The sequence below is a fragment of the Polycladomyces zharkentensis genome, assembly GCF_016938855.1.
GTDB lineage: Bacteria > Bacillota > Bacilli > Thermoactinomycetales > JIR-001 > Polycladomyces > Polycladomyces zharkentensis.
Genome location: NZ_JAFHAP010000007.1, coordinates 76,607 through 95,747 on the forward strand (window position 1 = coordinate 76,607; position 19,141 = coordinate 95,747).

33 protein-coding genes are annotated in these 19,141 nt (G+C 55.8%); all 33 read left to right on the forward strand.

Translation table 11 applies throughout. From position 1 onward, the window contains the following. Nucleotides 1-330 precede the first annotated feature (330 nt). Nucleotides 331-579 (forward strand): 50S ribosomal protein L7ae-like protein, encoded by a 249-nt coding sequence (locus JQC72_RS06990; protein ID WP_205494128.1) that lies wholly within the window; start codon nt 331-333, stop codon nt 577-579. A gap of 153 nt (nt 580-732) precedes the next feature. Next, on the forward strand, nt 733-1,146 hold the full coding sequence (rpsL, locus tag JQC72_RS06995) for a 30S ribosomal protein S12 (protein WP_205494130.1): 414 nt from the start codon (nt 733-735) through the stop codon (nt 1,144-1,146). A gap of 35 nt (nt 1,147-1,181) precedes the next feature. Beyond that, on the forward strand, nt 1,182-1,652 hold the full coding sequence (gene rpsG, locus JQC72_RS07000; RefSeq protein WP_205494143.1) for a 30S ribosomal protein S7: 471 nt from the start codon (nt 1,182-1,184) through the stop codon (nt 1,650-1,652). 34 nt (nt 1,653-1,686) lie between these two features. Then, complete coding sequence (fusA, locus tag JQC72_RS07005; protein WP_205494144.1) at nt 1,687-3,762, forward strand: elongation factor G; 2,076 nt, start codon at nt 1,687-1,689, stop codon at nt 3,760-3,762. Nucleotides 3,763-4,010: 248 nt separating this feature from the next. Then, on the forward strand, nt 4,011-5,201 hold the full coding sequence (tuf, locus tag JQC72_RS07010; protein WP_205494145.1) for an elongation factor Tu: 1,191 nt from the start codon (nt 4,011-4,013) through the stop codon (nt 5,199-5,201). Between the two features lie 686 nt (nt 5,202-5,887). After that, nucleotides 5,888-6,196, forward strand: coding sequence for a 30S ribosomal protein S10 (gene rpsJ / locus JQC72_RS07015; RefSeq protein WP_205494146.1), 309 nt, complete (start codon nt 5,888-5,890; stop codon nt 6,194-6,196). 42 nt (nt 6,197-6,238) lie between these two features. After that, entirely contained in the window at nt 6,239-6,865 is a 627-nt protein-coding gene (gene rplC, locus JQC72_RS07020; RefSeq protein WP_205494148.1) for a 50S ribosomal protein L3, read from the forward strand. A 27-nt stretch (nt 6,866-6,892) separates the two neighbouring features. Continuing rightward, nucleotides 6,893-7,519: a 50S ribosomal protein L4 gene (rplD, locus tag JQC72_RS07025; protein WP_205494150.1), complete on the forward strand. Its 627-nt coding sequence runs from the start codon at nt 6,893-6,895 to the stop codon at nt 7,517-7,519. Further along, the gene (gene rplW, locus JQC72_RS07030; protein ID WP_205494152.1) at nt 7,516-7,803 is read left to right on the forward strand and encodes a 50S ribosomal protein L23; all 288 of its coding nucleotides are present in this window, start codon (nt 7,516-7,518) and stop codon (nt 7,801-7,803) included. The genes rplD and rplW overlap by 4 nt, the downstream gene beginning before the upstream one ends. Before the next feature lie 26 nt (nt 7,804-7,829). Continuing rightward, nucleotides 7,830-8,660, forward strand: coding sequence for a 50S ribosomal protein L2 (rplB, locus tag JQC72_RS07035; RefSeq protein WP_205494154.1), 831 nt, complete (start codon nt 7,830-7,832; stop codon nt 8,658-8,660). A 45-nt stretch (nt 8,661-8,705) separates the two neighbouring features. Continuing rightward, nucleotides 8,706-8,987 (forward strand): 30S ribosomal protein S19, encoded by a 282-nt coding sequence (gene rpsS, locus JQC72_RS07040; RefSeq protein WP_205494156.1) that lies wholly within the window; start codon nt 8,706-8,708, stop codon nt 8,985-8,987. A 36-nt stretch (nt 8,988-9,023) separates the two neighbouring features. After that, entirely contained in the window at nt 9,024-9,356 is a 333-nt protein-coding gene (gene rplV / locus JQC72_RS07045; protein ID WP_205494161.1) for a 50S ribosomal protein L22, read from the forward strand. Between the two features lie 14 nt (nt 9,357-9,370). Then, nucleotides 9,371-10,030, forward strand: coding sequence for a 30S ribosomal protein S3 (gene rpsC / locus JQC72_RS07050; protein WP_205494163.1), 660 nt, complete (start codon nt 9,371-9,373; stop codon nt 10,028-10,030). Between the two features lie 3 nt (nt 10,031-10,033). Further along, complete coding sequence (gene rplP / locus JQC72_RS07055) at nt 10,034-10,459, forward strand: 50S ribosomal protein L16 (protein WP_205494172.1); 426 nt, start codon at nt 10,034-10,036, stop codon at nt 10,457-10,459. After that, on the forward strand, nt 10,456-10,668 hold the full coding sequence (rpmC, locus tag JQC72_RS07060) for a 50S ribosomal protein L29 (protein WP_205494174.1): 213 nt from the start codon (nt 10,456-10,458) through the stop codon (nt 10,666-10,668). Before rplP ends, rpmC begins: the two co-directional genes overlap by 4 nt. Then, nucleotides 10,665-10,928, forward strand: coding sequence for a 30S ribosomal protein S17 (rpsQ, locus tag JQC72_RS07065; protein ID WP_205494182.1), 264 nt, complete (start codon nt 10,665-10,667; stop codon nt 10,926-10,928). The genes rpmC and rpsQ overlap by 4 nt, the downstream gene beginning before the upstream one ends. A 32-nt stretch (nt 10,929-10,960) precedes the next feature. After that, nucleotides 10,961-11,329 carry a 50S ribosomal protein L14 gene (rplN, locus tag JQC72_RS07070; protein ID WP_205494184.1) on the forward strand — a complete coding sequence of 123 codons (369 nt, stop codon included), beginning with the start codon at nt 10,961-10,963 and terminating at the stop codon, nt 11,327-11,329. 69 nt (nt 11,330-11,398) lie between these two features. Next, the gene (gene rplX / locus JQC72_RS07075) at nt 11,399-11,755 is read left to right on the forward strand and encodes a 50S ribosomal protein L24 (protein ID WP_205494277.1); all 357 of its coding nucleotides are present in this window, start codon (nt 11,399-11,401) and stop codon (nt 11,753-11,755) included. 30 nt (nt 11,756-11,785) lie between these two features. Beyond that, entirely contained in the window at nt 11,786-12,334 is a 549-nt protein-coding gene (rplE, locus tag JQC72_RS07080) for a 50S ribosomal protein L5 (RefSeq protein ID WP_205494186.1), read from the forward strand. Between the two features lie 35 nt (nt 12,335-12,369). Then, a complete protein-coding gene (locus tag JQC72_RS07085; RefSeq protein WP_205494188.1) occupies nt 12,370-12,555 on the forward strand; it encodes a type Z 30S ribosomal protein S14 in 186 nt (61 codons plus the stop codon). A gap of 24 nt (nt 12,556-12,579) precedes the next feature. Beyond that, complete coding sequence (gene rpsH, locus JQC72_RS07090; protein WP_205494190.1) at nt 12,580-12,978, forward strand: 30S ribosomal protein S8; 399 nt, start codon at nt 12,580-12,582, stop codon at nt 12,976-12,978. 31 nt (nt 12,979-13,009) lie between these two features. Beyond that, nucleotides 13,010-13,546 (forward strand): 50S ribosomal protein L6, encoded by a 537-nt coding sequence (gene rplF, locus JQC72_RS07095; protein WP_205494192.1) that lies wholly within the window; start codon nt 13,010-13,012, stop codon nt 13,544-13,546. Nucleotides 13,547-13,576: 30 nt separating this feature from the next. After that, nucleotides 13,577-13,945, forward strand: a complete 369-nt coding sequence (rplR, locus tag JQC72_RS07100) for a 50S ribosomal protein L18 (protein ID WP_205494194.1) — start codon at nt 13,577-13,579, stop codon at nt 13,943-13,945. Between the two features lie 17 nt (nt 13,946-13,962). Further along, complete coding sequence (gene rpsE / locus JQC72_RS07105) at nt 13,963-14,460, forward strand: 30S ribosomal protein S5 (protein ID WP_205494196.1); 498 nt, start codon at nt 13,963-13,965, stop codon at nt 14,458-14,460. A gap of 12 nt (nt 14,461-14,472) precedes the next feature. Further along, complete coding sequence (gene rpmD / locus JQC72_RS07110; protein ID WP_205494198.1) at nt 14,473-14,661, forward strand: 50S ribosomal protein L30; 189 nt, start codon at nt 14,473-14,475, stop codon at nt 14,659-14,661. 34 nt (nt 14,662-14,695) lie between these two features. Continuing rightward, complete coding sequence (gene rplO, locus JQC72_RS07115) at nt 14,696-15,136, forward strand: 50S ribosomal protein L15 (RefSeq protein WP_205494200.1); 441 nt, start codon at nt 14,696-14,698, stop codon at nt 15,134-15,136. Then, a complete protein-coding gene (gene secY, locus JQC72_RS07120; protein ID WP_205494202.1) occupies nt 15,136-16,440 on the forward strand; it encodes a preprotein translocase subunit SecY in 1,305 nt (434 codons plus the stop codon). The genes rplO and secY overlap by 1 nt, the downstream gene beginning before the upstream one ends. 126 nt (nt 16,441-16,566) lie before the next feature. Beyond that, the gene (locus tag JQC72_RS07125) at nt 16,567-17,220 is read left to right on the forward strand and encodes an adenylate kinase (RefSeq protein WP_205494204.1); all 654 of its coding nucleotides are present in this window, start codon (nt 16,567-16,569) and stop codon (nt 17,218-17,220) included. Next, a complete protein-coding gene (gene map, locus JQC72_RS07130) occupies nt 17,217-17,972 on the forward strand; it encodes a type I methionyl aminopeptidase (protein ID WP_205494206.1) in 756 nt (251 codons plus the stop codon). The genes JQC72_RS07125 and map overlap by 4 nt, the downstream gene beginning before the upstream one ends. 14 nt (nt 17,973-17,986) lie before the next feature. Then, nucleotides 17,987-18,292 carry a KOW domain-containing RNA-binding protein gene (locus JQC72_RS07135; protein WP_205494208.1) on the forward strand — a complete coding sequence of 102 codons (306 nt, stop codon included), beginning with the start codon at nt 17,987-17,989 and terminating at the stop codon, nt 18,290-18,292. A 5-nt stretch (nt 18,293-18,297) separates the two neighbouring features. Then, nucleotides 18,298-18,516 (forward strand): translation initiation factor IF-1, encoded by a 219-nt coding sequence (gene infA / locus JQC72_RS07140; RefSeq protein WP_173224352.1) that lies wholly within the window; start codon nt 18,298-18,300, stop codon nt 18,514-18,516. A gap of 113 nt (nt 18,517-18,629) precedes the next feature. Beyond that, the gene (gene rpmJ / locus JQC72_RS07145; protein ID WP_003322638.1) at nt 18,630-18,743 is read left to right on the forward strand and encodes a 50S ribosomal protein L36; all 114 of its coding nucleotides are present in this window, start codon (nt 18,630-18,632) and stop codon (nt 18,741-18,743) included. A gap of 17 nt (nt 18,744-18,760) precedes the next feature. Further along, entirely contained in the window at nt 18,761-19,129 is a 369-nt protein-coding gene (gene rpsM, locus JQC72_RS07150; protein WP_205494217.1) for a 30S ribosomal protein S13, read from the forward strand. Nucleotides 19,130-19,141: the final 12 nt, after the last annotated feature.

Genomic DNA, 19,141 nt, shown 5'->3' on the forward strand with positions numbered 1-19,141 from the left:
AAGCCCTCTCTCACCTGAGCCGCTCTGGGGCGTGTCTGGTACATGGATCAGGATGCAACGTTTCCCGGAAGAGCGATTCGCCAAGCCCGGTCGAGGGAATCGGAAAACACCGCAGTCGATTCGCGGGAATTTCCTCTGAGCGGCGCTCTCAAAGCGGTGGAGGAAGGCGGCTGTTCGTGGAACTTGCTGAATCGGTCCCCGGACACGCCCGGGTGGACTCGGGCGCCCCATGTGGGAAAATCGCCCGCCCCATACCTTATTGACATCCTCTGATCAAGGTGGTAATATATCTCCGTGTGCTTGGTAAATTTCACTTTGGAGGGCTTTCTAGTGCTTTATGAAAAAGTGAAACAAGCGACCAACATGGTGATCGGTACCAAGCAGACCAAAAAAGCGATCGAGCAAGGAAAGGCACAAGAGGTGATCGTGGCGAAGGATGCCGACGACAAGGTGACGGCACCCATCATCTCGATGTGCCGCGATCGGGGTATCGCCGTTGCTCATGTCGATTCCATGCGTGAACTCGGAAAAGCATGCGGAATCGAAGTTGGCGCAGCCGCGGTTGCGATCCTGAAGTAAATAAGGAACGACAAGATAGATGACCGCGTACCGGCAATGGCACGGAACGCGGTCCAATCATGCATGTAAAAGTCGTTCGTATTCCTTGCTTTTTAATGAGCCGCCCGGCTCTGTGGTCTTGCGAAACACCGAATCAAGAGGAGGTGGACCAGGATGCCCACGATTAACCAACTGGTACGGAAAGGTCGGAAGCAGAAAAAAACCAAATCCAAATCTCCGGCGCTGCAATACGGCTACAACAGCTTCCGCAAAGAGTTGATCAAGCAAAGCTCTCCGCAAAAACGGGGCGTTTGCACCCGTGTGGGAACCATGACCCCGAAAAAGCCGAACTCGGCGCTGCGGAAATACGCCCGTGTGCGCTTGACCAACGGCATTGAAGTGACCGCCTACATTCCGGGAATCGGTCATAACCTGCAAGAGCACTCCGTCGTGTTGGTGCGCGGCGGACGGGTGAAAGACCTGCCGGGTGTGCGCTACCACATCGTGCGCGGCGCGTTGGATACGGCCGGCGTGCAGAACCGGATGCAGGGCCGCTCCAAATACGGAGCCAAACGGCCGAAGAAGTAACGGTTACAGATACATGATGCGAAGGAGGGATCAGCATGCCTCGTAAGGGACCAGTGCCTCGCCGTGATGCCCTCCCGGATCCGATTTACAACAGCAAACTGGTGACGCGCTTGATCAACCGGCTGATGTATGACGGGAAAAAGGGGAAGGCACAAAAAATCCTGTACGAAGCGTTTGATATCATTCGCGAGCGTACAGGCAAAGATCCGATGGAAGTGTTTGAACAAGCCCTGAAAAACGTGATGCCGGTCTTGGAAGTGAAAGCCCGCCGGGTTGGGGGCGCCAACTACCAAGTGCCGGTGGAAGTGAAACCGGAACGGCGCACGAGTCTGGGGCTGCGTTGGTTGGTCAGCTACGCCCGCCTGCGTGGCGAAAAAACGATGCAGGAGCGTCTGGCCAATGAAATCATGGACGCGGCGAATAACACCGGCGCGGCTGTGAAGAAGAAAGAAGACACGCACCGGATGGCGGAAGCCAACCGTGCTTTTGCTCACTACCGCTGGTAAGCGGACTGCTTGAACACGAAAGGAGACATTTCCGATGGCACGTGAGTTCTCCTTGGAGAAAACGCGGAATATCGGGATCATGGCTCACATCGACGCCGGTAAAACCACGACCACTGAGCGGATCTTGTTCTACACCGGCCGCGTGCACAAAATCGGGGAAGTGCACGAAGGCGCGGCCACCATGGACTGGATGGAGCAAGAACAGGAACGCGGGATCACCATTACCTCCGCGGCGACGACCTGCCAGTGGAAAGGCCACCGGATCAACATCATCGACACTCCGGGTCACGTGGATTTTACGGTCGAAGTGGAGCGATCCCTGCGCGTATTGGACGGAGCGGTTGGGGTGTTCTGCGCCAAGGGTGGCGTAGAGCCGCAATCGGAAACTGTATGGCGTCAAGCTGACAAATATGGCGTACCGCGGATCGCGTACGTGAACAAAATGGACATCGTCGGCGCCGATTTCTACGGTGCGGTGGAGCAAATGCGGGATCGCCTGCAAGCCAACGCCGTACCGATTCAATTGCCGATCGGTGCTGAAGACACCTTCGAAGGAATCATCGACCTCGTCAAAAACTGCGCGTACTTTTACCTGGATGATCTGGGCACACAGACGGAAGCGCGGGAGATTCCGGACGAGTACAAGGAGAAAGCGGAAGAATACCGCACTGCTCTCTTGGAAGCCGTCGCGGAGATTGACGAGGAACTGATGATGAAATACCTCGAAGGGGAAGAAATCACCGAAGAGGAAATCGTGGCCGCTTTGCGGAAAGGTACCTGTGAAGTGAAAATCACTCCGGTACTGTGCGGTTCCTCGTACAAAAACAAAGGAGTGCAAATGCTCCTGGATGCCGTCGTCGCATATCTGCCGTCTCCGGTGGACGTGCCGGATATTCGCGGCGAACTGCCGGACGGAACGGAAGCGACCCGGAAATCGGGCGACAACGAACCGTTCGCTGCACTGGCGTTCAAAATCATGTCTGATCCTTACGTCGGAAAACTCACCTTCTTCCGGGTGTATTCGGGTACGCTCAACTCCGGTTCCTACGTGCTGAACTCCACCAAAGGCAAGCGTGAGCGGATCGGTCGGATTCTGCAAATGCACGCCAACCACCGTGAAGAGATCAGCACCGTATATGCCGGAGACATCGCGGCCGCGGTCGGTCTGAAAGACACGACGACCGGGGACACCTTGTGCGATGAGAAACACCCGATTATCCTGGAATCCATGGTCTTCCCGGAACCGGTGATCTCGATCGCCATCGAGCCGCAATCCAAGGCGGACCAAGACAAGATGGCGATGGCGCTGGCCAAACTGGCCGAGGAAGATCCGACGTTCCGTACCCATACGGATGAAGAGACGGGACAAACCATTATCTCCGGTATGGGCGAGCTGCACCTCGACATCATCGTGGACCGTCTGCGCCGCGAATTCAAAGTGGAAGCCAAAGTGGGCAAACCGCAAGTGGCTTACAAAGAAACCTTCCGCAAATCGGCCAAAGTGGAAGGGAAATTCATCCGGCAAACGGGTGGACGCGGTCAATACGGTCACGTCTGGATCGAATTCGAGCCGCTGCCGGAAGGCTCCGGTTTCGTATTCGAAAACAAAATCGTCGGCGGTGTGGTGCCGAAAGAATATATCCCGGCCGTACAGGCGGGGATCGAGGAAGCCATGCAAAACGGCGTGTTGGCCGGATATCCGATGGTGGACATCAAGGCGACCATCTTCGATGGTTCGTACCACGATGTCGACTCGTCGGAAATGGCCTTCAAGATCGCCGGCTCTCTTGCTCTGAAAGCGGCCAAGGACAAATGTGACCCGGTTCTCCTGGAGCCGATCATGAAAGTGGAAGTGGTCGTTCCGGAGGAATACATGGGTGACATCATGGGTGACATCAACTCCCGCCGCGGTCGCGTCGAGGGCATGGAAGCGCGCGGTGGCGCGCAAGTGATCCGCGGTATGGTGCCGCTGGCCGAAATGTTCGGTTATGCGACCAGCCTGCGGTCCAAAACGCAAGGGCGCGGTACCTTCACGATGCAATTCGACCACTATGAAGAAGTGCCGAAAAACATCGCGGAAGAGATTATCGCGAACAACGCGGGTAAATAATCAATCGGTTGTTGACAACCGTTCATCACAGGGCGGAAGCCGTCTCCCGGACGAGCGGTTCATCCGCCGGCCCTTCCGGCGGAGCTTCGGGCGGGGGACGGTGATTCGCGGAACATTGTCGGCGATTTCACATGCCTGCGGCGTATCATCATGAAAGTCAGTGGCGGAACCGTTATGAATGATTTCGCCTCGACTTTCTCACATACATCCAAAAACCATTTGGCAAATTTAAAGGAGGATCACGTAAAATGGCCAAAGCCAAATTCGAGCGTACGAAACCGCACGTCAACATTGGTACGATCGGTCACGTTGACCACGGTAAAACCACGTTGACCGCCGCCATCACCACCGTTTTGGCAAAAACCGGTGGCGCTGTGGCGACCGCTTACGACCAAATCGACAAAGCTCCGGAAGAAAAAGAACGGGGCATCACGATCTCCACGGCTCACGTGGAATATGAAACCGAAAACCGTCACTATGCGCACGTGGACTGCCCGGGTCACGCCGACTACGTGAAAAACATGATCACCGGTGCGGCCCAAATGGACGGTGCCATCCTCGTGGTGTCCGCTGCGGACGGTCCGATGCCGCAAACCCGGGAGCACATCCTGCTGTCCCGTCAGGTTGGCGTTCCGTACATCGTTGTGTTCCTGAACAAAGTGGACATGGTGGACGACGAAGAGCTGCTTGAACTGGTGGAAATGGAAGTGCGCGACCTGTTGTCCGAGTACGAGTTCCCGGGCGACGAAATCCCGGTTGTGAAAGGTTCCGCTCTGAAAGCCCTGGAAAACCCGGACAGCGAGTGGGCCGATGCCATCCTGGAACTGATGAAAGCCGTGGACGAGTACATCCCGACTCCGGAACGCGACAAAGACAAACCGTTCCTGATGCCGGTCGAGGACGTGTTCTCCATCACCGGTCGTGGTACGGTGGCCACCGGTCGTGTGGAACGCGGTACCATTAAAGTCGGCGACGAAGTGGAAATCGTGGGTCTGGCCGATGAAACCAAGAAAACGGTTGTTACCGGCGTGGAAATGTTCCGCAAGCTGCTCGATGTGGCTGAAGCCGGGGACAACATCGGTGCCCTGCTGCGCGGTGTCGACCGGAAAGAAGTCGAACGCGGTCAAGTGTTGGCCAAACCGGGCAGCGTGAACCCGCACACCAAATTCGAAGCGCAAGTTTACATTCTGACCAAAGAAGAGGGCGGCCGTCACACCCCGTTCTTCAACGGTTATCGTCCGCAGTTCTACTTCCGGACCACGGACGTGACCGGCGTCATCAAACTGCCGGAAGGCACCGAAATGGTGATGCCTGGTGACAACGTCAAAATGGAAGTGGAACTGATCGCACCGATCGCGATCGAAGAAGGTACCCGTTTCGCGATCCGCGAAGGTGGACGCACCGTGGGTGCCGGTGCCGTGTCCAAAATCCTCGGCTAATCAGAGCGGGGATAGAAAAACCCTCCGGGAACTTTTCCGGAGGGTTTTTGTTTCTTTATGAGCGGAAAGCCGCTGTGGATCTGAACCGGAACATGATCGATCATTCTGGATGCCAATACGGAAATCGGTGCCCGCGAACTTTGTCCTCAACCTGGATTCATTCAGGGTCTTTCATTCCGGCAAACACACGTTATTCGTGTCCTTGTGATTTTTGTTCGAAGCGGTGTAAAATGTTGGACCGAAGGGAAGTCGGGAACGATGCAACACCATCAAATGCTGCCAGTTTCGGATGCACCCCCACGGTTGAGCCGTGGTCTTTCACACCCGACTTAACAGGCCGCCTGCGCGCGCTTTACGCCCAGTAATTCCGGATAACGCTCGCCCCCATGGTTTGCCGATGGCGTGGACGGTCATTCCCAAGTCTAAACAAGGTGACTTTTTCCGGAAGTGATTCTTCCCCGACAAACGGGAAAATCACAGCCGCTGACCGCGCGAAAGAGAAGAATCGGGAAAAACTCACACTTTTCCTTGCATCGGTCTGGTGAATTCATTATAATAGGGAATGTTGGTCGTGGACAGCGATGATGCGGAAGGTTGCCGACACACCCGGCCCCTTTGCCATGGCCGGGGCGGGAAATTTTCGCGGAGAAGTCCATTTGCAAAATGGGCGAAAAGGAGGGGTATCCATGGCAAAACAAAAGATTCGCATCCGGCTCAAAGCGTACGACCACCGCATTCTGGATCAATCGGCGGAGAAAATCGTCGATACGGCGAAACGGACGGGTGCCGGTGTATCCGGTCCGATTCCGCTGCCGACGGAGCGTTCCGTCTACACGATTCTGCGGGCGGTGCACAAGTACAAAGACTCGCGCGAGCAATTTGAGATGCGCACGCATAAACGGTTGATCGACATCGTCAACCCCACCCCGCAAACGGTGGATGCTTTGATGCGTTTGGATCTGCCGTCGGGCGTGGATATCGAAATCAAATTGTGATACAGCATCAGAGAGGAAACACGGTGGTAGGAGGTGTGCGACGTGAAAGGGATTCTCGGCAAAAAACTGGGGATGACTCAGGTGTTCACTGCCGATGGTACCGTGGTGCCCGTTACGGTGATCCAAGCCGGTCCGTGCGTGGTTCTGCAAAAGAAAGAAGAGGCCACCGACGGATACGAAGCCATTCAATTGGGCTTTGAAGACAAAAAAGAGCATCGGGCCAACAAGCCGGAAATCGGCCATGCGAAAAAAGCAAACACGACGCCGAAAAAATTTGTGCGCGAAATCCGCGGCATGAATCCGGCCGAATACGAATTGGGCCAAGAAATCAAAGTGGATTTGTTCAATGAAGGGGAAATCGTGGACGTCACCGGCACGTCGAAAGGGAAAGGATTTGCCGGTGCCATCAAGCGGCACAACCAAGCTCGCGGTCCGATGAGCCACGGTTCCCGTTATCATCGGGGTCCCGGTTCCTTGGGTCCGATCGCGCCGAACCGCGTGTTCAAGGGGCAAACGCTCCCGGGACGCATGGGCGGCGAACGCGTGACGATTCAAAACCTGGAAATCGTGAAAGTGGACGCGGACAACAACCTGCTGTTGGTCAAAGGGTCCATTCCGGGTCCGCGAAACAGCTACGTGATCGTGAAATCCGCGGTAAAAAGCCGGTAATGAATGTCAGAGAAGGAGGGAGACGACATGCCCAAGGTAGCAGTATACGACATGAACGGCAGCCAGGTGGGGGAAATCGAACTGTCCGAAGCGATTTTCGGCATCGAGCCCAACAAGGCCGTTCTGCATGATGCCGTTGTAATGCAACAGGCATCTCTGCGCCGGGGAACCCACGCGGTGAAAAACCGTGCAGCCGTACGCGGCGGCGGGCGGAAACCCTGGCGGCAAAAAGGTACCGGGCGCGCGCGTCACGGAAGCATTCGTTCGCCTCTGTGGGTGGGCGGTGGCGTGGTGTTCGGACCGACTCCGCGCAGCTACGCTTACAAATTGCCGAAGAAAGTGCGTCGTCTGGCCATCAAATCTGCATTGTCCGCAAAAGTGAAGGACAACGAGTTGATCGTGCTGGACGATCTGAAAATGGAACAACCGAAAACGCGTGAAATGGTACGCGTGCTCAACAACCTGAACGCTGACCGCAAAGCGCTGGTCGTAAGCGGTGCGTTCGATGAGAACGTGGCCTTGTCCGCGCGCAACATTCCCGGCGTGAAGTTCATCCAAGCTGATGGCATCAACGTGCTGGATGTGCTGAGCCACGACAAGCTCATCATGACTCGGGACGCGGTTGCCCGGGTGGAGGAGGTGTTCAGCCGGTGAAAGACCCGCGCGACATCATCCGTCGTCCGATCATCACGGAAAAATCGACCGAGATGAACGAAGAGCGGAAATACGTTTTTGAAGTGGATCTGCGTGCCAACAAAACGGAGATCAAACAAGCCGTCGAAAAAATCTTCGGCGTGAAAGTGGAAAAAGTGAACACGATGCGTGTTCGCGGCAAGAAAAAACGCTATGGTCGTTTTACCGGCCGCACGCCTGAACGCAAAAAAGCGATCGTGAAACTGACGGCTGACAGCAAGCCCATCGAACTGTTCGAAGTGTAAGCCCAGGGAAAAGGAGGGAATGAGGCATGGGCATCAAACGTTTTAAACCGACTTCTCCGGGTCGTCGTCAAATGACGGTGTCCACCTTTGAGGAGATTACGACGGATAAACCGGAAAAATCGCTTGTTGTTACTTTGCCCAAAAAGTCCGGCCGTAACAACCAGGGGAAAATCACGGTCCGGCACCAAGGCGGCGGTCACAAGCGGAAATACCGGATCATCGACTTCAAGCGCGACAAAGACGGTATTCCCGGCCGCGTTGCCACAATCGAATACGATCCGAACCGTTCGGCCAACATCGCCCTCATTCATTATGCGGACGGTGAAAAACGGTACATCCTGGCGCCGCACGGCCTGAAAGTGGGTCAGGAGATTATGTCCGGACCCGATGCGGACATCAAAGTGGGGAACGCGCTGCCGCTGGCCAACATTCCGGTTGGTACGGTGATCCACAACATCGAGCTGAAACCGGGACGCGGCGGACAATTGGTTCGTGCCGCCGGTGCGCAAGCGCAATTGATGGGGAAAGAAGGCAAATACGCCATCGTGCGTTTGACCTCCGGCGAAATGCGGATGATCCACATCAACTGCCGCGCGACGATCGGTCAAGTGGGTAACCTGGATCACGAGCTGATCACCATCGGGAAAGCCGGACGTGCTCGTTGGCTCGGCAAACGCCCGACGGTGCGCGGTTCCGTGATGAACCCGAGCGACCACCCGCACGGCGGTGGTGAAGGTAAGGCTCCGATCGGTCGGAAGTCTCCGGTCACCCCGTGGGGGAAACCGACGTTGGGCTACAAAACGCGGAAGAAAAACAAGCCTTCGGACAAATACATCATCCGTCGTCGCAAGAAGTAACGGTTATATGGGTCATAAGCACCTACCGGAAGGGAGGTTGGATGCATGGGTCGCAGCCTGAAAAAAGGGCCCTTTGCGGATGAGCATCTGTTGAAAAAAGTGCGGGAGCTGAACGAAAAGAACGAGAAGCGCGTGATCAAAACCTGGTCCCGTCGTTCCACCATTTTCCCGGAATTCGTCGGACACACGATCGCCGTGCACGACGGACGCAAACACGTGCCGGTGTACATCACGGAAGACATGGTGGGGCACAAACTGGGTGAGTTCGTGCCGACCCGCACCTTCCGCGGTCATGCGGGAGACGACAAGAAAACGAAGAAGCGGTAAGGAAGGCGCTAGGTCAGCGAGAGAGGAGGTCGTCACATGCAAGCGAAAGCCGTCGCTCGTTACGTACGGATTGCACCTCGCAAAGCGCGTTTGGTAATCGACTTGATCCGCGGCAAATCGGTGGAGGAAGCGTTGGCGATCCTGCGTTTCACCCCGCGCGCCGCTTCTCCGATCATTGAGAAAGTGCTCAAGTCCGCCATCGCGAACGCTGAGCACAATCACAACATGGACGTACGGCGGTTGGTCGTGGAAAAAGCGTACGTGGACGAAGGGCCCACGATGAAACGGTACCGTCCGCGCGCGATGGGACGCGCCAGCCGGATCAACAAACGGACCAGCCACATCACGGTCGTCGTATCTGAGAAATAAGGAGGGATGAAACGGTGGGTCAAAAGGTAAGCCCGGTAGGTTTGCGGGTTGGCATCATCCGTGACTGGGAATCCAAATGGTTTGCCGGGAAAGATTATGCCGACCTGTTGCACGAGGATATCAAGATTCGGGAGTTCATTCGCAAACGGATGAAAGATGCTGCAATCTCGAGCATCGAGATTGAGCGGGCAGCCAACCGCGTCAACATCACCATCCACACCGCGAAACCGGGGATGGTGATCGGGAAGGGCGGTTCGGAAGTCGAGGCATTGCGCCAAGCGCTGAACAAATTGACCGGAAAGAAAGTGCACATCAACATCAGCGAAATCAAAAATCCGGAACTGGACGCCTATTTGGTGGCGGAAAACATCGCGCAACAACTGGAGCGTCGTATTTCCTTCCGCCGTGCGATGAAACAGGCGATCCAACGTACCTTGCGCGCCGGAGCGAAAGGGATTCGCACTCAAGTGAGCGGTCGTCTGGGCGGTGCGGACATCGCGCGAACGGAAGGCTACAGCGAAGGTACGGTACCGCTTCACACCTTGCGTGCGGATATCGACTACGGTTTTGCCGAAGCGCACACGACCTACGGACGGATTGGCGTGAAAGTGTGGATTTATCGCGGTGAAGTGCTTCCCAAGAAGAAAAAAGGAGACGCGGAAGGGGGCGAATAAACGATGCTGATGCCGAAACGCACCAAGTACCGCAAAGAGCATCGCGGCCGGATGAAAGGCCGGGCCAAAGGCGGTACCGAAGTGGCATTTGGTGAATACGGTCTGCAAGCGTTGGAGCCGTCTTGGATCACCAACCGGCAAATCGAGGCAGCCCGTGTCGCCATGACCCGTTACATCAAACGGGGCGGAAAAGTCTGGATCAAAATCTTCCCGGACAAACCGGTAACCCAAAAACCGCTCGAGGTGCGGATGGGTAGCGGTAAAGGTTCGCCCGAAAAATGGGTGGCCGTCGTGAAACCGGGCAAGATCTTGTTCGAATTGGCAGGTGTGCCGGAAGAAGTCGCACGTGAAGCGATGCGGCTGGCTGCTCACAAACTGCCGATCAAAACGAAATTCGTAAAACGGAATGAAGCGGGTGGTAGCGAATGAAAGCGAAAGAGCTGATGGACATGACCACCGCGGAAATCGAACAAAAACTGCGTGAGCTCAAGGAAGAACTGTTTAACCTCCGGTTCCAAAAAGCGACCGGGCAATTGGAAAACCCGGCCCGGATCCGTCAGGTTCGCAAGGACATCGCCCGCGCCAAAACCGTTTTGCGGGAGCGCGAACTGGGGATCGAAAGGAGGAAACAGGCATGACCGAGCGCAATCGTCGGAAAGTACGCATCGGCAAAGTGGTCAGCGATAAGATGGACAAGACGATTGTCGTGGCGGTGGAGACCTACAAACGGGACCCGCTGTACGGCAAGCGCGTGAAATACACCAAAAAGTTCAAAGCCCATGACGAGCAAAACCAAGCCAAAGTGGGCGACATCGTGAAAATCATGGAAACGCGGCCGCTCTCCAAGGAGAAGCGTTGGCGTTTGGTTGAGATCGTCGAAGAAGCCGTGATCATCTGACGCTCGGGAAGCGAAGGGAAGGAGGGAAACCGATGATTCAACCGCAAAGCCGCCTGCGCGTAGCTGACAACTCCGGAGCCAAAGAACTGATGTGCATCAAAGTGCTGGGCGGATCGAAACGGAAATCCGCTGGGATCGGTGACATCATCGTAGCTTCCGTGAAACAGGCAACACCCGGTGGCGTTGTCAAGAAAGGGGACGTCGTGAAAGCTGTTGTGGTGCGTACGGTACGTCCGACTCGCCGCAGCGACGGTTCTTACATCCGTTTTGACGAAAACGCCGCCGTGGTCATCAGGGAAGACAAAAGCCCGCGCGGTACCCGGATTTTCGGACCGGTGGCCCGGGAATTGCGCGAAAAAGACTTCATGAAAATCATCTCGCTGGCGCCGGAAGTACTCTGACGGCGTGGCGGAACCCAACCAACGCAACGTGAGGAGGTGCCGAGCATGAGCGCCAAGCGCCCGAACAAATTGCACATCAAAGCGGGAGACACCGTGATCGTGATGCGCGGGAAAGAAGCGCCGACGCGGGACAAAAACGGAAACAAAGTCTACACCAAAGGTCGGGTATTGAAAGTGTTTCCGAAAGAGCAACGCGCGTTGGTGGAAGGGGTCAACATGGTGAAAAAACACAGCCGTCCGACCCCGAATAACCCGCAAGGCGGTATCATTGAAAAAGAAGCGCCGATTCACATTTCCAACCTGATGTTGGAAGACCCGAAAACGAAAGAACCGACCCGGATCGGATACAAGTTTGTGGAAGGCAAGGACGGCAAACTGAGAAAAGTGCGCTATGCCAAAAAATCCGGCGAAATTATCGACAAATGACGGACGGATTGAGGAAGGGAGGGACCTCTGTTGGCAACACCCAGGCTCAAACAGAAATATCGTGAAGAGATCACCCCGGCCCTGATGAAGAAGTTCAACTACTCCTCGCCGATGCAGGTGCCGAAAGTGGAAAAAGTGGTGATCAACATGGGTGTGGGTGAAGCGGTGCAAAATCCGAAAGTGCTGGACGGCGCCGTGGAAGACCTCACCTTGATTTCCGGTCAGAAACCGGTGATCACCCGGGCGAAAAAATCGATCGCAGGATTCAAATTGCGGGAAGGGATGCCGATCGGTTGTAAAGTGACGTTGCGTGGCGATCGGATGTATTACTTCCTGGACAAATTGTTCAACGTGGCGCTGCCGCGCGTGCGCGACTTCCGGGGCGTTTCCCCGAAATCCTTCGACGGTCGAGGCAACTACACGCTCGGTTTGAAAGAGCAACTGATTTTCCCGGAAATCGACTATGATAAAGTGGACAAAGTGCGTGGGATGGACGTGATTATCGTCACCACCGCCGAGACGGACGAAGAAGCCCGTGAATTGCTCGCACAATTGGGTATGCCCTTTCGCAAACAATAATGGGAACGTGACTATACGGTAAAGGGGGGGTTCCGTTGGCCAAGAAATCGATGATCGCCAAAGCGAAGCGCAAACCGAAATTCAAAGTGCGCGCCTACACCCGGTGTGAGCGGTGCGGACGGCCGCACGCCGTCATGCGCAAGTTCCGTCTCTGCCGGATTTGCTTCCGTGAATTGGCGTACAAAGGGCAGATTCCCGGCGTGAAAAAAGCCAGCTGGTAATGGAAGTGGAAGGAGGGAAAAAGCATGGTGATGACAGACCCGATTGCTGACATGCTGACACGGATCCGCAACGCGAACTTGGTTCGCCATGAAAGCTTGGAAGTGCCCGCTTCCAAAATCAAGCGCGAGATCTGCGAAATTCTGAAGCGCGAAGGGTTCATCCGCGACGCGGAATACATCGAGGACGGAAAACAAGGGATCATCCGGATCTTCCTGAAGTACGGCAAGAACAACGAACGCGTCATCACCGGGCTGAAGCGGATCAGCAAACCGGGCTTGCGCGTCTACGCGAAGCACAACGAAATTCCGCGGGTGTTGCGCGGTCTCGGCATTGCGATCTTGTCCACCTCGAAAGGGGTCATGACGGACAAAGAAGCGCGTCAAGCCAAGGTGGGCGGCGAAGTTATCTGCTACGTGTGGTAATATCGGCGGAAATGAATGGAGGTGAACACGCATGTCGCGGATCGGCAAGAAACCGATTGACATCCCCAACGGGGTAGAAGTGACGGTCAATGGAAGCCACGTGGTCGTGAAAGGACCCAAAGGCACATTGGAGCGGACGTTCCACCCCGATATGACAATCAAAGTGGAGGACAACCAACTGGTGGTGGAACGGCCGAGCGATGAGCGCCATCATCGCGCGTTGCACGGAACCACCCGCAGCCTTTTGGCCAACATGGTCGAAGGGGTGACGAACGGATTCAGCAAAACCCTGGAACTGGTCGGTGTCGGTTACCGCGCCCAGAAAAAAGGCAACACGGTCGTCATCAACGTCGGTTACTCCCACCCGGTTGAGGTGGAACAACGGGAAGGCATCGAGCTGGAAGTCCCGGCACAGAACCAAATCGTGGTCAAAGGGATCGACAAACAACTCGTGGGTGCCGTGGCGGCCAACATTCGCGCCATTCGCGAACCCGAGCCGTATAAAGGCAAAGGGATCAAATACAGCGATGAACGGATTCGGCGCAAAGAGGGGAAAACCGGTAAGTAATCTTAGGAACGTGAAGGGAGTGAATGCGGCGTGATCACCAAAGTGGACCGCAATCAAAAGCGGAAAAAGCGTCATCTGCGTGTGCGGAAAAAAGTGTTCGGCACGGCTGAGCGTCCGCGTTTGAACGTGTTCCGCTCGTCCAAGAACATCTACGCGCAATTGATCGATGACGTGGCCGGTCACACGGTGGCTTCCGCTTCCACCTTGGATCCGGAATTCAAGGAACTCGGGATCTACGGCGGCAATGTAGAAGCCGCCCGCAAAGTCGGCGAACTGATCGCAAAACGGGCGATTGAAAAAGGATACAAGAAAGTGGTCTTCGACCGCGCGGGTTACCTCTATCACGGACGGGTGAAAGCCCTGGCCGAAGGTGCCCGGGAAGGAGGGCTCGAGTTTTGAGCAAAGGAGGGAAACCGATGAAAAACGAACCGGCTGCGACCGAACTGATTGAAAAAGTGGTCAGCATCAACCGGGTGGCCAAAGTGGTGAAAGGGGGTCGCCGGTTCAGCTTCAGCGCACTGGTCGTTGTCGGTGACGGCAAAGGTATGGTCGGCGCCGGAATCGGCAAGGCTGCTGAAGTGCCGGAAGCGATCCGGAAGGGGATCGAAGACGCGAAGAAGAATATGATCCGTGTCCCGCTGATGGGAACCACGATTCCGCATGAAATCACCGGTAAGTTCGGTGCCGGCCGCGTCCTGTTGATGCCGGCCTCCGAAGGTACGGGTGTGATCGCCGGCGGTCCGGTGCGTGACGTGTTGACCGTGGCCGGTGTAGGCGACATCCTGACGAAATCGATCGGCTCCAACAACCCGATCAACATGGTGCGGGCGACGTTGGAAGGCCTTAAAGGATTGAAACGGCCGGAGGACGTGGCGCGCCTGCGCGGAAAAACCGTCGAGGAACTGTTAGGATAAGGAGGGATGACCGTGGCAAAGAAACTGGCTATCACCCTCAAACGGAGTATGATCGGCCGTCCGGAAAAGCACCGGGTCACCCTTCGCACGTTGGGTCTTCGCAAACGGGAACAAACCGTGATTCACAGTGACAATCCGGCCATTCGCGGGATGGTCAATCAAGTCAAGCACCTGGTGGAAGTAAAGGAAATCGACGAGTAATCGACGAGCACACGACGAAGAGGAGGTGCGAGTGATGAAGCTCCATGAGCTGCAACCTGCTCCGGGTTCCCGGAGACCGAAAAAGCGGGTGGGCCGCGGAATTGCCGCCGGACAGGGCAAAACGGCGGGCCGGGGCACCAAAGGTCAAAAAGCGCGTTCGGGCGGTGGTGTTCGTCCGGGATTTGAGGGGGGACAAAACCCCATTTACCGTCGTTTGCCGAAACGCGGATTTACCAACCCGAACCGGAAAGAGTACGCGGTGGTCAACCTCAGCACGTTGAATCGTTTTGAGGAAGGCACGGTTGTCACGCCGGAGTTGCTGATGGAAACCGGTATCGTGAAGAAATTGCATGACGGCTTGAAAGTGCTGGGCGACGGTGAGCTGAAAGTGAAGCTGACGGTGAAGGCCCACAAATTCTCCCGCACTGCCGTGGAGAAAATCGAAGCCGCCGGTGGAGCGACGGAGGTGCTCTGATGTTTCAGACCCTGGGCAACATTTTCAGAGTGGAAGATCTGCGCCGTCGTATCTTATTTACCTTGTTGATGCTGGTCGTTTTCCGGATCGGCAGCTTCATCCCGGTCCCCAACACCAATCCTGAGGCGCTGCGAGCGTTGGAGCAACACGGTGCGTTCAACTTGCTGAACACCTTTTCCGGTGGTGCGTTGAGTCAATTCTCCATCTTTGCGATGGGCATCATGCCGTACATCACGGCGTCGATCATCGTTCAGCTGTTGACCATGGACGTGATTCCGAAGTTTGCGCAGTGGGCCAAGGAAGGAGAAGTGGGTCGGCGCAAACTGGCGCAAGTCACCCGGTATCTCACCATCGTACTGGCCGTGATCCAGTCCATCGGATTGGCGATCGGGTTTGACCGCGCCGGTACGGCCATGTTGGGTGTTGAGTTCATCCCCGACAAGAGCTTTGCCTCCTATGCGCTGATCTCACTGACGCTTACCGCGGGTACGGCATTTTTGATGTGGCTGGGTGAGCAGATCACGGACAAGGGAATCGGCAACGGCATATCCATCCTGATCTTTGCCGGTATTGTGGCGGGTATTCCCAGCGCAATCGTGCAGATCTACAACCACCAATTCGCCAATGTCGGTGATCAGATCTTCCTTGCGATCGTCAAGATGGTCATCATCGTGGCCGTGTTGGTGCTGATCGTTGCCGGTGTGATCTTCATTCAACAAGGTGTGCGTAAGATACCGGTACAATACGCAAAACGGGTAGTGGGCCGGAAGATGTTCGGGGGTCAATCCACCCACATTCCGATGCGGGTCAACGCGGCAGGCGTGATTCCGGTGATCTTCGCCCTGTCGTTGTTGATGTTTCCGACCACCATCGCTCAGTTCTGGCCGACCAATCCGGTGGCGGTATGGATCAGAACCAATCTGATGTACACCGCACCGTTGGGGATGACTCTGTATGTGCTGTTGATCATCGGGTTCACCTATTTCTACACGTTCGTGCAGATCAATCCGGTGCAGTTGGCGGACCAGATGAAAAAGAACGGCGGCTATATCCCAGGGATCCGACCAGGCAAAAACACATCCGTCTATCTGACCAGGGTCATGAATCGCCTCACCTTGGCCGGGGCACTGTTCCTGGCTGCGGTTTCGATTCTGCCTGTCTTCTTCACATCCGTGGCCAATTTGCCTACGTCGGTGCAGATTGGTGGGACATCGCTCCTGATCGTGATCGGTGTCGCACTGGAAACGATGAAAACGATCGAGAGTCAGTTGATCAAACGGCATTACAAAGGATTCATCAAATAGCACAGGTACCCCGGGCCTGATCGGAACCGGGGACCGTAGTGCACCTAGTGAAAGGCCGAACAAATGTGATGGATTGTTTCCATGCGGAACGCAGGTACTGTGAGTGGAAACCGGGAGGGATGCACCTTGAATATGGTCCTGATGGGACTGCCCGGAGCCGGTAAAGGCACGCAGGCTGAACGGATCGTCGCAGCATTCTCCGTCCCGCACATCTCGACAGGCGATATGTTTCGGCAGGCGGTTAAAGAAGGAACGCCGCTCGGTTTGGAAGCCAAGTCCTATATGGATCAAGGGCAACTGGTGCCGGACCGGGTGACGATCGGTATCGTTCGGGATCGCTTGGGCAAAGATGATTGTGCGGAAGGTTTTCTGTTGGACGGATTTCCTCGAACGGTCCCGCAAGCGGAAGCGTTGGATGAATTGTTGAAGGAAATGGGACGCGGATTGGATCATGTGATCTATATTCGCGTCGGCGAAGAGGAATTGGTCAAACGGCTCACCGGCCGTCGTATCTGCCGCAACTGCGGTGCCACCTATCACGTGGTGTTTGCGCCGCCGCGTCAGGAAGGTGTTTGTGACCGCTGTGGCGGGGAATTGTACCAAAGAGATGATGATCGCGAGGAAACCGTGGCCAAAAGGCTCCAAGTCAACTTGGAGCAAACGAATCACCTGCTGAAGTACTATGAGTCCACGGGGATTCTGCGTACGATTGACGGCGAGCAACCGATCGAACAAGTGACGGCTTCCATCATGACGACGATTAGAGGGTCGAACGCATGATTATCCTGAAGTCGGCGAAGGAACTGGAACGCATGCGGGAAGCCGGGCGGATTGTGTACCTCACCCATCAGGCGATCAGGGAAGCGATTCGTCCTGGAATCACCACTCGGGAACTGGATCGGATAGCCGAACAGGTGATTCGCAAGCACGGCGCCACTCCTTCGTTTAAGGGGTACAACGGATTTCCCGGGAGTGTATGCACCTCGGTCAATGACGAGCTTGTGCACGGGATTCCGGGGGATCGCGTGCTCCGAGAGGGAGACATCATCAGTGTCGACATCGGCGCTTGTTACCAAGGATACCATGGCGACTCGGCTTGGACATACCCGGTTGGCGAGGTTTCTGAAACGGCAGCCCGTCTTCTGAAAGTGACGGAGGAATCCCTGTACAAGGGATTGGAGCAGGCCAAGCCCGGGGCGCGGATCGGTGACATCGCGCACGCGATCCAGTCGCATGTCGAGCAGGCAGGGTTTTCGATCGTCCGGGAATACGTGGGGCATGGCATCGGTCAAAACCTGCATGAGGAACCAAGTGTTCCCAACTTCGGGACGCCGGGGCGCGGTCCTCGGTTAAAACCGGGTATGACCCTGGCCGTTGAACCGATGGTCAACGCCGGGAGCCGTTTTGTGCGCACCCTGGCGGACAATTGGACGGTTGTGACACAGGATGGTTCCTTATGTGCCCATTTTGAACACACCATCGCGATCACGGAAGACGGCCATGAAATATTGACCACAGCTGATAACGGGTGAAGGGTGATGTGGACGTGACTGATGCCGAAAGTCGACCACGTCTTGGCCAGATCGTCCGCGTGCTGCGCGGTCGGGAGGCGGGGACGTATGCGATCATCGTCGGAGTGGAAGAACCGCGTTTTGTCTTGTTGGCAGACGGAGACAAAAGAAAATTCGACCGCCCGAAGAAAAAGAATATCAGGCATATCCAGCCGACCCATCACATCGCACATGAAGTGGCGGATGCGTTGGCTGAGACCGGTCGCGTCACGAACGCGAAGTTACGGTACGCCCTGAACCAATACCTGCTTCACCACGGTGAGGAGCAGAAAGGAGAGTGAGGTCAATGGCCAAAGAAGATGTGATCGAGGTGGAAGGAACCGTTATCGAGCCGTTGCCCAATGCGATGTTTCGAGTGGAACTGGAGAACGGCCACAAAGTGCTGGCGCATGTTTCCGGCAAAATTCGTATGCACTTTATCCGAATCTTGCCCGGTGACAAGGTGACGGTCCAGCTCTCCCCGTACGACTTGACCCGCGGCCGCATTACGTACCGGTACAAGTAAGCGTGATGGCGGTGCCTGGCACAAGCGGGTTCGGTTTCGGGTTGGATCGGACGATTCCATGCAAGGAAACGACACGGGCTGGGCACCACGTGGGAAGACAGGAGGGAAACCGAATGAAAGTGAGACCTTCGGTAAAACCGATTTGTGAAAAATGCAAAGTGATTCGTCGCAAAGGTACCGTGATGGTGATTTGCGAAAACCCGAAGCACAAGCAAAAACAAGGATAAGACTGGAGGTGTGACACATGGCACGGATTGCAGGGGTAGACCTGCCGCGCGAGAAACGGATCGAAATCGCCCTGACCTACATCTACGGCATTGGACGCTCTACGGCGAAAAAAATTCTGGCGGAAACCGGCATCAACCCGGACACCCGGACGCGTGACCTCACCGAAGACGAAGTGTCCAAACTGCGGAGCTACATCGACAAAAACCTGATCGTGGAGGGGGACCTCCGCCGCGAAGTCGCGCTCAACATCAAACGCTTGATTGAGATCGGTTGTTATCGCGGAATCCGTCACCGCCGCGGATTGCCGGTGCGCGGTCAACGGACGAAAACCAACGCCCGGACTCGGAAAGGTCCGCGCCGGACGGTTGCGAACAAGAAGAAATAATGTAAGGAGGGA

Bases quoted from the DNA above. Each gene is read 5' to 3' on its own strand.
- rplP (WP_205494172.1), top strand. From the start codon at position 10,034: ATGCTGATGCCGAAACGCACCAAGTACCGCAAAGAGCATCGCGGCCGG.
- secY (WP_205494202.1), top strand. From the start codon at position 15,136: ATGTTTCAGACCCTGGGCAACATTTTCAGAGTGGAAGATCTGCGCCGT.
- map (WP_205494206.1), top strand. From the start codon at position 17,217: ATGATTATCCTGAAGTCGGCGAAGGAACTGGAACGCATGCGGGAAGCC.
- rpsE (WP_205494196.1), top strand. From the start codon at position 13,963: ATGAAAAACGAACCGGCTGCGACCGAACTGATTGAAAAAGTGGTCAGC.
- infA (WP_173224352.1), top strand. From the start codon at position 18,298: ATGGCCAAAGAAGATGTGATCGAGGTGGAAGGAACCGTTATCGAGCCG.
- rplD (WP_205494150.1), top strand. From the start codon at position 6,893: ATGCCCAAGGTAGCAGTATACGACATGAACGGCAGCCAGGTGGGGGAA.
- rpmC (WP_205494174.1), top strand. From the start codon at position 10,456: ATGAAAGCGAAAGAGCTGATGGACATGACCACCGCGGAAATCGAACAA.
- rpsQ (WP_205494182.1), top strand. From the start codon at position 10,665: ATGACCGAGCGCAATCGTCGGAAAGTACGCATCGGCAAAGTGGTCAGC.
- rpsJ (WP_205494146.1), top strand. From the start codon at position 5,888: ATGGCAAAACAAAAGATTCGCATCCGGCTCAAAGCGTACGACCACCGC.
- rpsS (WP_205494156.1), top strand. From the start codon at position 8,706: ATGGGTCGCAGCCTGAAAAAAGGGCCCTTTGCGGATGAGCATCTGTTG.
- rplO (WP_205494200.1), top strand. From the start codon at position 14,696: ATGAAGCTCCATGAGCTGCAACCTGCTCCGGGTTCCCGGAGACCGAAA.
- rpsM (WP_205494217.1), top strand. From the start codon at position 18,761: ATGGCACGGATTGCAGGGGTAGACCTGCCGCGCGAGAAACGGATCGAA.
- tuf (WP_205494145.1), top strand. From the start codon at position 4,011: ATGGCCAAAGCCAAATTCGAGCGTACGAAACCGCACGTCAACATTGGT.
- rplB (WP_205494154.1), top strand. From the start codon at position 7,830: ATGGGCATCAAACGTTTTAAACCGACTTCTCCGGGTCGTCGTCAAATG.
- rpsL (WP_205494130.1), top strand. From the start codon at position 733: ATGCCCACGATTAACCAACTGGTACGGAAAGGTCGGAAGCAGAAAAAA.
- rplV (WP_205494161.1), top strand. From the start codon at position 9,024: ATGCAAGCGAAAGCCGTCGCTCGTTACGTACGGATTGCACCTCGCAAA.
- rplN (WP_205494184.1), top strand. From the start codon at position 10,961: ATGATTCAACCGCAAAGCCGCCTGCGCGTAGCTGACAACTCCGGAGCC.
- fusA (WP_205494144.1), top strand. From the start codon at position 1,687: ATGGCACGTGAGTTCTCCTTGGAGAAAACGCGGAATATCGGGATCATG.
- rpsH (WP_205494190.1), top strand. From the start codon at position 12,580: ATGGTGATGACAGACCCGATTGCTGACATGCTGACACGGATCCGCAAC.
- rplF (WP_205494192.1), top strand. From the start codon at position 13,010: ATGTCGCGGATCGGCAAGAAACCGATTGACATCCCCAACGGGGTAGAA.
- rpmJ (WP_003322638.1), top strand. From the start codon at position 18,630: ATGAAAGTGAGACCTTCGGTAAAACCGATTTGTGAAAAATGCAAAGTG.
- rpsG (WP_205494143.1), top strand. From the start codon at position 1,182: ATGCCTCGTAAGGGACCAGTGCCTCGCCGTGATGCCCTCCCGGATCCG.